Annotated in this window: 16 protein-coding genes; all 16 read left to right on the forward strand. The window is 64.6% G+C overall.

Translation table 11 applies throughout. The features are described 5' to 3' along the window. The first annotated feature begins 82 nt into the window (after window positions 1-82). Window positions 83-964 (forward strand): 4-hydroxy-tetrahydrodipicolinate synthase, encoded by an 882-nt coding sequence (dapA, locus tag T8T98_RS04830; protein ID WP_251105914.1) that lies wholly within the window; start codon window positions 83-85, stop codon window positions 962-964. Window positions 965-1,387: 423 nt separating this feature from the next. Next, window positions 1,388-1,759 carry a 30S ribosomal protein S12 gene (gene rpsL, locus T8T98_RS04835; RefSeq protein ID WP_006831873.1) on the forward strand — a complete coding sequence of 124 codons (372 nt, stop codon included), beginning with the start codon at window positions 1,388-1,390 and terminating at the stop codon, window positions 1,757-1,759. A gap of 178 nt (window positions 1,760-1,937) precedes the next feature. After that, window positions 1,938-2,408, forward strand: a complete 471-nt coding sequence (gene rpsG, locus T8T98_RS04840) for a 30S ribosomal protein S7 (RefSeq protein WP_160732478.1) — start codon at window positions 1,938-1,940, stop codon at window positions 2,406-2,408. Window positions 2,409-2,495: 87 nt separating this feature from the next. Then, on the forward strand, window positions 2,496-4,589 hold the full coding sequence (fusA, locus tag T8T98_RS04845; protein ID WP_160732479.1) for an elongation factor G: 2,094 nt from the start codon (window positions 2,496-2,498) through the stop codon (window positions 4,587-4,589). A 93-nt stretch (window positions 4,590-4,682) separates the two neighbouring features. After that, window positions 4,683-5,858 carry an elongation factor Tu gene (gene tuf / locus T8T98_RS04850; RefSeq protein WP_160732480.1) on the forward strand — a complete coding sequence of 392 codons (1,176 nt, stop codon included), beginning with the start codon at window positions 4,683-4,685 and terminating at the stop codon, window positions 5,856-5,858. A 167-nt stretch (window positions 5,859-6,025) separates the two neighbouring features. Then, window positions 6,026-6,337 carry a 30S ribosomal protein S10 gene (gene rpsJ, locus T8T98_RS04855; RefSeq protein ID WP_006831877.1) on the forward strand — a complete coding sequence of 104 codons (312 nt, stop codon included), beginning with the start codon at window positions 6,026-6,028 and terminating at the stop codon, window positions 6,335-6,337. Between the two features lie 281 nt (window positions 6,338-6,618). After that, on the forward strand, window positions 6,619-7,488 hold the full coding sequence (gene rplC, locus T8T98_RS04860) for a 50S ribosomal protein L3 (RefSeq protein ID WP_160732481.1): 870 nt from the start codon (window positions 6,619-6,621) through the stop codon (window positions 7,486-7,488). Window positions 7,489-7,490: 2 nt separating this feature from the next. Next, complete coding sequence (rplD, locus tag T8T98_RS04865) at window positions 7,491-8,114, forward strand: 50S ribosomal protein L4 (RefSeq protein WP_251105913.1); 624 nt, start codon at window positions 7,491-7,493, stop codon at window positions 8,112-8,114. Continuing rightward, window positions 8,107-8,415 (forward strand): 50S ribosomal protein L23, encoded by a 309-nt coding sequence (locus T8T98_RS04870; RefSeq protein WP_160732483.1) that lies wholly within the window; start codon window positions 8,107-8,109, stop codon window positions 8,413-8,415. Before rplD ends, T8T98_RS04870 begins: the two co-directional genes overlap by 8 nt. A 10-nt stretch (window positions 8,416-8,425) precedes the next feature. Next, window positions 8,426-9,262 carry a 50S ribosomal protein L2 gene (rplB, locus tag T8T98_RS04875; protein WP_160732484.1) on the forward strand — a complete coding sequence of 279 codons (837 nt, stop codon included), beginning with the start codon at window positions 8,426-8,428 and terminating at the stop codon, window positions 9,260-9,262. Between the two features lie 7 nt (window positions 9,263-9,269). Next, window positions 9,270-9,545: a 30S ribosomal protein S19 gene (gene rpsS / locus T8T98_RS04880; protein ID WP_047805737.1), complete on the forward strand. Its 276-nt coding sequence runs from the start codon at window positions 9,270-9,272 to the stop codon at window positions 9,543-9,545. Then, window positions 9,545-9,922, forward strand: a complete 378-nt coding sequence (gene rplV, locus T8T98_RS04885; RefSeq protein WP_160732485.1) for a 50S ribosomal protein L22 — start codon at window positions 9,545-9,547, stop codon at window positions 9,920-9,922. Before rpsS ends, rplV begins: the two co-directional genes overlap by 1 nt. A 1-nt stretch (window position 9,923) precedes the next feature. After that, window positions 9,924-10,619 (forward strand): 30S ribosomal protein S3, encoded by a 696-nt coding sequence (gene rpsC / locus T8T98_RS04890; RefSeq protein WP_160732486.1) that lies wholly within the window; start codon window positions 9,924-9,926, stop codon window positions 10,617-10,619. Between the two features lie 22 nt (window positions 10,620-10,641). After that, window positions 10,642-11,073 carry a 50S ribosomal protein L16 gene (rplP, locus tag T8T98_RS04895; RefSeq protein ID WP_160732487.1) on the forward strand — a complete coding sequence of 144 codons (432 nt, stop codon included), beginning with the start codon at window positions 10,642-10,644 and terminating at the stop codon, window positions 11,071-11,073. 2 nt (window positions 11,074-11,075) lie between these two features. Beyond that, on the forward strand, window positions 11,076-11,285 hold the full coding sequence (gene rpmC, locus T8T98_RS04900) for a 50S ribosomal protein L29 (RefSeq protein WP_160732488.1): 210 nt from the start codon (window positions 11,076-11,078) through the stop codon (window positions 11,283-11,285). Between the two features lie 11 nt (window positions 11,286-11,296). Then, the gene (gene rpsQ / locus T8T98_RS04905; protein WP_251105912.1) at window positions 11,297-11,587 is read left to right on the forward strand and encodes a 30S ribosomal protein S17; all 291 of its coding nucleotides are present in this window, start codon (window positions 11,297-11,299) and stop codon (window positions 11,585-11,587) included.

Genomic DNA, 11,587 nt, shown 5'->3' on the forward strand with positions numbered 1-11,587 from the left:
GCCTCCTTATCAGGCGCTGAATGAATGGATCCCCCAGCGCGGATTTCGCCCCGCGCTTAGGGCAATGGCAAGGATGGTGGCAATGTTTTCGGGTTCGATTCCGGCTCTGGTGACTCCTTTTCGCGATGGATCGTTGGACGAACCGGCCTTTCGCCGCCTCGTCGACTGGCAGATCGAGAACGGCAGCAAGGCGCTGGTGCCGTGCGGCACGACGGGCGAGGCATCGACCCTGTCCAATGCCGAGCATCACCGCGTGATCGAAATCTGCATCGAGCAGGCGGCGGGCCGGGTCCCCGTCATTGCCGGCTGCGGCAGCAACGACACGCGCAACGCGCTGCTCCACATGAACTTTTCGCGCAAGGCGGGGGCGGCTGCCGCGCTCTGCGTCGCGCCCTATTACAACCGCCCGGGACAGGCCGGGCTGATCGCCCATTTCAGCTACCTGGCCGAGAATTCGGAGCTGCCGATCGTGCTCTACAACGTGCCCGGCCGCACGGTGACCGACATCGAGCCGGAAACGGTATGCGAACTGGCCAAGCGCTATCCCGAGCGGATCGTGGGGATCAAGGACGCCAGCGGCGACCTGTCGCGCGTGACCGATCACCGCATGGGGATCGGCAAGGATTTCTGCCAGCTTTCGGGCGACGACGAACTGGCCCTGCCGGCCAATGCGGCCGGCTCTGCCGGGTGCATTTCGGTGACGGCCAACGTCGCCCCCGCGCTCTGCGCGCAGTTCCAGCAGGCCTGCGCCGACAACGACCTGGTCCGCGCGCGGGAACTGAACGACCTGCTCTATCCGCTGCACTACGCGATGTTCGAGGATGCGAGCCCGGCTCCGGTCAAGTACGCCCTCAGCCGGGTGCACGACTGGATCCTGCCCGACGTTCGCCTGCCGCTGGTCAATTGCTCGGACCATGCGCGCAAGGCCGTCGATGCCGCGCTCGATCATGCCGGGCTGGTCTAGGCGGGAAGGGGCGCACCGGCGCGATCGGGCGCCGGGGCAGGGTGCCGTCTCTTGACCGGTCGGGCGAATCCCCGTAAGGGCGCGCGCATCCGAAGCGGGTGCATGTCCGCGTCGGCCAGATAGAGCTGAACATTGCCGGTCATGTCCCGGAGGGCCTTGGTGCTGAGCGCCGAAGGCTCTTTTCTATTGAAACGGCCCGCAAGGGCGTTTCGGGGCAGCCGTCAAAGTAACCCGGTGGCCGCAGGGCCGTTCGGGTGGAGTGTTTCAGACTCGCCGCCGGGCCCCGCCGCACTTGCGGAAGGGCCGGTGCCGCGGCCCAGGCGCCGCGACGGGTTTCCGCCTGGCGGAAACCCGGGCGCAGTCCGGACTTTCTCCATCCCTCGGCCCGGTGTCACCTCCATACGGTGAAGAGAGAAAGTCTTAATGCCGACGATCAACCAGCTGGTCCGCAAGGGCCGCGTTCCGCAGAAGGCCAAGAGCAAGGTCCCTGCGATGGAGCAGAACCCGCAGAAGCGCGGCGTCTGCACCCGCGTCTATACGACGACCCCGAAGAAGCCGAACTCGGCTCTGCGTAAAGTTGCCAAGGTCCGCCTGACCAACCAGCGCGAAGTCATCTCCTATATTCCGGGTGAAGGCCACAACCTGCAGGAGCACTCCGTCGTGCTGATCCGCGGCGGCCGTGTGCGCGACCTTCCGGGCGTGCGCTACCACGTGCTGCGCGGCGTGCTCGACACGCAGGGCGTGAAGGACCGCAAGCAGTCGCGCTCCAAGTATGGTGCCAAGCGGCCGAAGTGACCTGTCCGGGGGATAGGTCATCCTGAACAGGTCGCCATAAGCGACCGTGGTTCAGGATCCATGTTTTCCCCTGGCCTGAGTTTGCAAGTTTATTGATAGGTCCACCCCTCGCGGCACAATAGACCCTGAAACAAGTTCAGGGTGACGGTAAGGGGAAGGGCTGACAGGAGAATATCCGATGTCACGTCGTCGTCGTCCCGAGAAGCGGGAAATCCTGCCTGATCCGAAGTTCGGTGATCAGGTGCTGTCCAAGTTCATGAACAACCTCATGCTGGACGGCAAGAAGTCGGTTGCCGAGCGGATCGTCTACGGTGCGCTCGACACGGTCGAGGCCAAGGCCAAGGCCGATCCGATCGCGCTGTTCCACGATGCGCTGAACAACATCAAGCCGCAGGTCGAGGTCCGTTCGCGGCGCGTCGGCGGCGCCACCTACCAGGTGCCGGTCGAGGTTCGTCCCGAGCGTGCGCAGGCCCTGGCGATCCGCTGGCTGATCTCGGCCGCGCGCGGCCGGGCCGAAACCACGATGTCCGCCCGCCTCTCGGGCGAGCTGCTGGACGCGGCCAACAATCGCGGCAACGCGGTGAAGAAGCGCGAGGACACGCATCGCATGGCCGACGCCAACCGGGCCTTCTCGCACTACCGCTGGTAAGGCGCGACCGGTCTTCAACCGGTCACAAAAACAACCATATGGGGGCTGGCCCGAACGGGCGCCCCCACACGATCCGAGGAATTCATCATGGCCCGCGACTATCCGCTGGAGCGCTATCGCAACTTCGGCATCATGGCCCACATCGATGCCGGCAAGACCACCACGTCCGAACGCATCCTCTACTACACCGGCAAGTCCTACAAGATCGGCGAAGTCCATGACGGCGCCGCCACGATGGACTGGATGGAGCAGGAGCAGGAACGCGGGATAACGATCACGTCCGCCGCGACGACGACGTTCTGGTCGGCCGATGACGGCGAGGGGCCGAAGCACCGCCTGAACATCATCGACACCCCGGGCCACGTGGACTTCACGATCGAGGTCGAGCGTTCGCTGCGCGTGCTCGACGGCGCGGTCGCGGTGTTCGACGGCGTTGCCGGTGTCGAGCCGCAGTCCGAAACCGTGTGGCGCCAGGCGGACAAGTACAAGGTTCCGCGGATGTGCTTCATCAACAAGCTCGACCGCACGGGGGCCGATTTCTACTACTGCGTCCAGTCGATCATCGATCGCCTCGGCGCGACCCCGCTGGTGCTCTATCTGCCGATCGGCGCGGAGAGCGACCTCAAGGGCGTCGTGGACCTCGTCAACAACCGCGGCATCGTCTGGGAAGACGAGAGCCTGGGTGCGAAGTTCAACTACGTCGATATCCCCGAGGACCTGGCCGACAAGGCTGCCGAGTATCGCGAGAAGCTGATCGAAACGGCCGTCGAGCAGGACGACGACGTGATGGAAGCCTACCTCGAAGGCAACGAGCCTGACGCGGCGACGCTCAAGCGCCTGATCCGCAAGGGCACGCTGAACCAGAGCTTCGTGCCGGTCCTGTGCGGCTCGGCCTTCAAGAACAAGGGCGTTCAGCCGCTGCTCGACGCGGTGGTGGACTACATGCCCTCGCCGGTCGACGTGCCCGCGATCCGCGGCGTCAAGCCCGACAGCGACGAGGAAGATACCCGTCCGTCGAGCGACGACGCGCCGTTCGCCGCGCTCGCCTTCAAGATCATGAACGACCCGTTCGTCGGTTCGCTCACCTTCACCCGCATCTATTCAGGCAAGCTCTCCAAGGGGCAGGTCCTGAACTCGGTGAAGGACAAGAAGGAAAAGATCGGCCGCATGCTGCTGATGCACTCGAACAACCGCGAGGACATCGAAGAGGCATTCGCGGGCGACATCGTCGCGATCGCCGGCCTGAAGGAAACGACCACCGGTGACACGCTCTGCGCCCCCAATGCGCCGATCGTGCTCGAGCGGATGGAATTCCCCGATCCGGTGATCGAGCTGTCGGTGGAACCGAAGACCAAGGCCGACCAGGAAAAGATGGGCGTCGCGCTCAACCGCCTGGCTGCCGAGGACCCGAGCTTCCGCGTTTCGACCGATCACGAATCGGGCCAGACGATCATCAAGGGCATGGGCGAGCTTCACCTCGACATCCTGGTCGATCGCATGAAGCGCGAATTCAAGGTCGAGGCCAACGTCGGTGCGCCGCAGGTCGCCTATCGCGAGGCGCTGGCGAAGGAAGTCGAGGTTACCTACACCCACAAGAAGCAGTCGGGTGGTTCGGGCCAGTTCGGTGAAGCCAAGGTCCGCGTGATCCCCGGCGAACGCGGCCAGGGCATCATCTTCGACGACCAGATCAAGGGCGGTAACATTCCGCGCGAATATATCCCCTCGGTCGAGAAGGGCATGCGCGAGCAGGCCGAGAGCGGCTATCTCGTCGGATTCCCGATCATCGACTTCACGATCGAGCTGATCGACGGCAAGTACCACGACGTCGACTCGAGCACGGTGGCCTTCGAGATCACCGGTCGCGGCGCGATGCGCGAAGCGGCCTCCAAGGCCGGGATCAAGCTCCTCGAGCCGATCATGAAGGTCGAGGTCGTGACGCCCGAGGATTACCTCGGTGACGTCATCGGCGACCTCAACAGCCGCCGCGGGCAGATCCAGGGCACCGACACGCGCGGCAATGCCCAGGCGGTGGAAGCCTTCGTGCCGCTCGCCAACATGTTCGGCTACGTCAACGAGCTGCGTTCGTTCACGCAGGGGCGTGCGCAGTACTCGATGCAGTTCTCGCACTACGACGAAGTGCCGGCGAACGTCGCTCAGGAGGTCAAGGAGAAGCTTGCCTAAGGCTGGGCAAGCGTCTAGGGGCGGCGCCTGATTCACCTCGGTGCCGTCCGCGACTTGGTGAAATTCAATCTGACAGACAGAGGTTACAAGCAAATGGCCAAGGAAAAATTCGAGCGGAACAAGCCGCACTGCAACATCGGCACCATCGGTCACGTCGACCACGGCAAGACCACGCTGACGGCTGCCATCACCAAGGTGATGGGCTCGGCGGTCGATTTCGCGAACATCGACAAGGCGCCGGAAGAGCGTGAGCGCGGCATCACCATCTCGACCGCGCACGTCGAATACGAAACCGATGCGCGCCACTACGCGCACGTCGACTGCCCGGGCCACGCCGACTACGTGAAGAACATGATCACCGGTGCCGCCCAGATGGACGGCGCGATCCTGGTCGTGAACGCCGCCGACGGCCCGATGCCGCAGACCCGCGAGCACATCCTGCTCGCCCGCCAGGTCGGCGTGCCGGCGCTGGTCGTCTACATGAACAAGGTCGACCAGGTCGACGACGAGGAAATCCTCGAACTCGTCGAGCTGGAAGTGCGCGAACTGCTCAGCAGCTACGACTTCGACGGCGACAACATTCCGATCGTCAAGGGTTCGGCCCTGGCCGCGCTCGAAGGTCGCGATCCGGAAATCGGCGAGAACTCGATCAAGGAACTGATGGCTGCGGTCGACGAGCACATCCCGCAGCCCGACCGTCCGGTCGACAAGGACTTCCTGATGCCGATCGAGGACGTGTTCTCGATCTCGGGCCGCGGCACGGTCGTCACCGGCCGCGTCGAGACCGGCAAGGTCAACGTCGGCGACGAAGTCGAGATCGTCGGCATCCGCGACACGCAGAAGACCACGGTCACCGGCGTGGAAATGTTCCGCAAGCTGCTCGATTCGGGTGAAGCCGGCGACAACATCGGCGCCCTGCTGCGCGGCACGGGCCGTGACGACGTCGAGCGTGGCCAGGTCCTGGCCAAGCCGGGTTCGGTCACCCCGCACACGGAGTTCAGTGCGGAAGTCTACGTGCTGTCGAAGGACGAGGGCGGCCGTCACACGCCGTTCTTCGCCAACTATCGTCCGCAGTTCTACTTCCGCACGACCGACGTGACCGGCGAAGTGATCCTCCCCGAGGGCACCGAGATGGTCATGCCGGGCGACAACGTGACGATCGGCGTCAAGCTGATCGCGCCGATCGCGATGGACGAAGGTCTTCGCTTCGCCATCCGTGAAGGCGGCCGCACCGTCGGTTCGGGGGTTGTCAGCAAGATCACGAAGTAATATAGGCGCGCGACCGGCGGGGGATTCGTCTCCCGCCGGTCCGAATTTTCGAAGGGGGGGCCGCCCCTGACCGGTTTTCCGGGAGGCGGGGCAGGCCTTTCTTTTTTGTTGGGAGTGAAGCTGCTTCAGCGGCGCAGCTCCTAGGCTCTTTCGCATCGGTATAGGTAATGGAAGCTCAGAACATCCGCATCCGCCTCAAGGCGTTCGACCACCGCGTTCTCGACCAGGCCACTGGCGAAATCGCAGACACCGCGCGTCGTACGGGTGCTCTTATTCGTGGCCCCATTCCCATGCCGACGCGCATCGAGAAGTTCACCGTGAACCGCGGCCCGCACATCGACAAGAAGTCGCGCGAGCAGTTCGAGGTGCGTACCTACAAGCGGCTGCTCGACATCGTGCAGCCCAACGCCCAGACGGTCGACGCGCTGATGAAGCTCGACTTGGCCGCGGGCGTCAACGTCGAGATCAAGCTGGCCTGAGCCGGCTCTGACCGAAATCCTCGCGACGGTGAGGGTGGTCCGCCCGGTCGGACCTTAAACGGCCGGGGTGATTTCGAGGGGCTGCATCTGCGGTTCCTGCTTCCCGCAGAAGCGGAAGCGAAAAGACAACAGGGATACCTCCGGCTCCTGCCGGGCAAGCGTCCCCCGTCTCGCCTTCGCTTCGAAGGCATTTCAGCCCGGACGGGGCGACGCATCACAATCCAGGGCTGTCACGCACCTTCGGATGGGCCGGGGGTGCCTCTGTGTTAGGAGTCTTAACGATGCGCACCGGCGTTATCGCAAAGAAAGTCGGGATGACCCGCCTGTTCCAGGAGGATGGACGTCACGTTCCCGTGACCGTCCTCGCGCTGGAAGACTGCCAGGTCGTTTCGCACCGCACGGCCGATCGCGATGGCTACTTCGCGCTCCAGGTCGGTTCGGGCGAAGCCAAGCAGAAGAACGTGAACAAGCCGCAGCGCGAAGCTTTCGCCAAGGCGGAAGTTCCGCTGAAGATGAAAGTCGCCGAGTTCCGCGTCGAGAACGAAGAGGCGCTGATCCCGGTCGGTGCGACCATCAGTGCCGAGCACTTCGTGGCCGGGCAGAAGGTCGACATCACCGGTCACACGCAGGGCAAGGGCTTTGCCGGCGCGATGAAGCGCTGGGGCTTCGGCGGCCTGCGCGCGACGCACGGCGTCTCGCTCAGCCACCGTTCGCACGGTTCGACCGGTAACCGCCAGGACCCGGGTCGCGTCTTCAAGAACAAGAAGATGGCCGGTCACATGGGCGACCGCCGGCGCACCCAGCAGAACCTCGAGATCGTGCGCACCGACGCCGATCGCGGCCTCCTGTTCGTCAAGGGCTCGGTCCCGGGTTCGAAGAACGGCTGGCTGCTGGTTCGCGACGCGGTGAAGCTGCCGCTTCCCGAAGGTGCCCCGTTCCCCGGTGCCGTGCTGGAGAAAGCATCGAGCGCGCCGCAGCACGAAGAGGCCGATGCCGGCCTGGTCGAAAGCGCGGCCGAGCACGAGGTGAACCCGCAGGTCGATGCCGAGCAGCAGGAAAAGCTGGCGGCCGAACAGCAGGCGGGTGCCGAGAGCGAAGCAACCGAGAACACCACCGACGGCCAGGCCGGCGGTGAGAGCAAGGAGTCCTGATCGTGAAGGTCAAGGTCCAGAAACTCGACGGCAAGGCGGCCGGCGACGTGGAACTGAACGATGCCGTGTTCGGTGTCGAGCCGCGCGCCGACATCCTGCACCGCGTCGTCACCTGGCAGCTCGAAAGCCGGCGCGGCACCGCCCGGCCGACGCGCGAGCGCTCGGACGTGGCGCGCACGGGCAAGAAGTTCGGCCGGCAGAAGGGTTCGGGCGGCGCTCGCCACGGCGATCGCGGCGCTCCGATCTTCATCGGTGGCGGCAAGGCCCACGGTGCGCGCAAGCGCGACTTCAACCCGTCGCTGAACAAGAAGATCCGCGCGCTCGGCCTGCGTATGGCGCTGTCGAGCAAGGCGAAGGACGGCCTGGTCGTCGTCGACAGCCTCGATCTCAAGGACGCCAAGACGAAGGCCGTGGCCGAAGCGTTCGGCAAGAACGGCTGGAGCGGCAAGGTCCTGGTCATCGACGGCGATGCGGTGAACGAGGGCTTCCGCAAGGCGGCCGGCAATCTGAAGGGCGTCAACGTCCTGCCGGCGGTCGGCGCGAACGTCTACGACATCCTGAAGCACGACACGCTCGTCCTGACCAAGGACGCGGTCGAAAAGCTGGAGGCGCGCTTCAATGGCTAAGAAGCAGGAAATCGATGCGCGTCACTACGACGTGATCCTGAGCCCGCACATCACCGAGAAGTCGACCCTGCTTTCGGAGCAGAACGGTGTCGTCTTCAAGGTGGCGAACGACGCGACCAAGCCGCAGATCAAGGAAGCGGTCGAGGCGCTGTTCGATGTCAAGGTGAAGGGCGTGAACACGATTGTCGTCAAGGGCAAGTCGAAGCGCTGGCGGGGCAAGCCCTACAAGCGCAGCGACGTGAAGAAGGCGGTCGTTACGCTGGCGGAAGGTGACTCGATCGACGTCACCGGCGGAATCTGAGGCTAGGGATATGGCACTCAAGAACTACAAACCGACGAGCCCCGCGCGCCGCGGTCTCATCCTTGTCGACAAGTCCGGCCTGTACAAGGGCAAGCCGGTCAAGTCGCTGACGGAAGGCAAGCGCAAGACGGGCGGCCGCAACAACAAGGGCCATGTCACCTCGCGCGGCATGGGCGGCGGCCACAAGCAGAAGTATCGCTACATCGACTTCAAGCGCCGCAAGTGGGGCGTCGAAGGCACGGTGGAGCGGATCGAGTACGATCCGAACCGGACGGCCTTCATCGCGCTGGTGAAGTACGACGACGGCGAGCTGGCCTATATCCTGGCGCCGCAGCGGCTGGCCGTCGGCGACAAGATCGTCGCCGGCGAGAAGACCGACACGAAGCCGGGCAACGCGATGCTGCTGGGCCAGATGCCGGTCGGCACGATCTGCCACAACGTGGAGATGAAGCCGGGCAAGGGCGGCCAGATCGCCCGCTCGGCCGGTGCCTACGTGCAGCTGGTCGGCCGCGACCGCGGCATGGTCATCGTGCGCCTCAACTCGGGCGAGCAGCGTTACCTGCGGGCCGATTGCATGGGCACGGTCGGCGCGGTGTCGAACCCCGACAACCAGAACCAGAACCTGGGCAAGGCCGGGCGTCGCCGCTGGATGGGCATCAAGCCGCTCACCCGCGGCGTCGCGAAGAACCCGGTCGATCACCCGCACGGTGGTGGTGAAGGCCGCACCTCGGGCGGTCGCCACCCGGTTACGCCGTGGGGCAAGCCGACCAAGGGCGCCCGGACCCGCAAGAACAAGGCGACGGACAAGATGATTATCCGTTCACGCCACGCGAAGAAGAAGAGGTAATCGTCACATGGCTCGTTCCGTCTGGAAAGGTCCGTTCGTCGAACTCAGCCTTCTGAAGAAGGCCGAGGACGCACAGGAAGCGGGTGGCCGTGCGCCGATCAAGACCTGGTCGCGCCGCAGCACGATCCTCCCGCAGTTCGTCGGCCTGACGTTCAACGTCTACAATGGCCACAAGTTCATCCCGGTCTCGGTTTCCGAAGACATGGTCGGCCACAAGCTCGGTGAGTTCGCGCCCACGCGCACTTTCCCGGGCCACGCCGCCGACAAGAAGGGCAAGCGCTAATGGGCAAGCAGAAAGCTCCCCGCCGCGTAGGCGAAAACGAGGCTCTGGCCGTCGGCACGACCATTCGTGGTTCGGCCCAGAAGCTGAACCTCGTCGCCGAGCTGATCCGCGGCAAGAAGGCCGAGGACGCGCTGAACATCCTCGCGTTCTCGAAGAAGGCGATGGCGAAGGACGCGTCGAAGGTGCTCGCCTCGGCGATCGCCAATGCCGAGAACAATCACGACCTGGACGTCGATGCGCTGGTGGTTGCGGAAGCTTCCGTCGGCAAGTCGATCACCATGAAGCGCTTCCACACGCGCGGGCGGGGCAAGAGCACCCGCATCCTCAAGCCGTTCAGCCGGCTGCGCATCGTGGTTCGCGAGCAGGAAGAGGCGTAAGATGGGCCAGAAGAGCAATCCGATCGGTCTGCGCCTGCAGATCAACCGCACCTGGGACAGCCGCTGGTACGCCGAAGGGCGCGACTACGCCAAGCTGCTCAAGGAAGACATCGAGATCCGCAAGCACATCATCGAGAGCCTGCCGCAGGCAGCGATCTCGAAGGTCGTGATCGAGCGCCCGGCCAAGCTGTGCCGCATCTCGATCTACGCAGCCCGTCCCGGTGTCATCATCGGCAAGAAGGGCGCCGACATCGAGAAGCTGCGCACCAAGCTCGCGTCGATGACCGAGAGCGAGGTGAAGCTGAACATCGTCGAGATCCGCAAGCCGGAAGTCGATGCCAAGCTCGTCGCGCAGGGCATTGCCGACCAGCTCGTTCGCCGCGTGGCCTTCCGCCGCGCGATGAAGCGCGCGATGCAGTCGGCCATGCGTCTCGGCGCCGAAGGCATCAAGATCGTCTGCGGCGGCCGTCTCGGCGGGGCGGAAATCGCCCGTGTCGAACAGTACCGCGAAGGCCGCGTGCCGCTGCACACGCTGCGCGCCAACATCGACTATGCCGAAGCCGAGGCGCTGACCGCCTACGGCATCATCGGCATCAAGGTGTGGGTCTTCAAGGGCGAGATCCTCGGCCATGATCCGACGGCCCAGGACCGTCTGATGATGGAATCGCAGACCTCCGGCGTCCGTCCGGCGCGCTGAGCATCGAACTTGAGTAGATAACATGCTGCAACCGAAGAAAACCAAGTTCCGCAAGGCCTTCAAGGGCCGGATCAAGGGCGACGCCAAGGGCGGCACGACGCTGAATTTCGGCTCGTACGGTCTCAAGGCGCTCGAACCGGAACGCATCACCGCCCGCCAGATCGAGGCGGCCCGTCGTGCGATCACGCGCCACATCAAGCGCCAGGGGCGCCTGTGGATCCGCGTCTTCCCCGACGTGCCCGTGTCGAAGAAGCCTGCCGAAGTCCGTCAGGGCAAGGGCAAGGGTTCGGTCGAATACTGGGCCGCCCGCGTGAAGCCGGGTCGGATCCTGTTCGAGCTGGACGGCGTTGCCGGCCCGCTGGCCGCCGAGGCGTTCGAACGTGCCGCGATGAAGCTTCCGATCAAGACGAAGGTTGTTGCCCGTCTCGGCGACAACTCGCACCTGGAGGGCTGATCATGAGCAAGATGGAAGACCTCCGCACCAAGACCGACGACCAGCTCGACGCGCAGCTCACCGAGCTGAAGCGCGAGCAGTTCAACCTCCGCTTCCAGGCGGCGACCAACCAGTTGGAAGCCCCGGCGCGGATTCGCCAGGTTCGCCGCGAGATCGCGCAGATCAAGACTCTGCAGAACGAGCGCGCGGCCGCGGCCGAAGCCAAGGCTTGAGGAGCTAGACAATGCCGAAGCGTATCCTGATCGGGACTGTCACCTCCGACAAGACCGACAAGACCGTCACCGTGCTGGTCGAACGCAAGGTGAAACACCCGCTCTACGGGAAGATCATCCGCCGTTCGAAGAAGTACCACGCGCACGACGAAGCGAACGAATACAAGCTGGGCGACACCGTCCGGATCGAAGAGACCAAGCCGATCTCGAAGACCAAGACCTGGCGCGTGATCGACACGGTCAAGGCCGGCGGGGTCCAGGCGGTCGAGGCCGATCTCGACGTCGAAGCCGCCAGCAACTGA

Source organism: Pelagerythrobacter marinus (assembly GCF_034375205.1).
GTDB classification, from domain to species: Bacteria; Pseudomonadota; Alphaproteobacteria; order Sphingomonadales; family Sphingomonadaceae; genus Pelagerythrobacter; species Pelagerythrobacter marinus.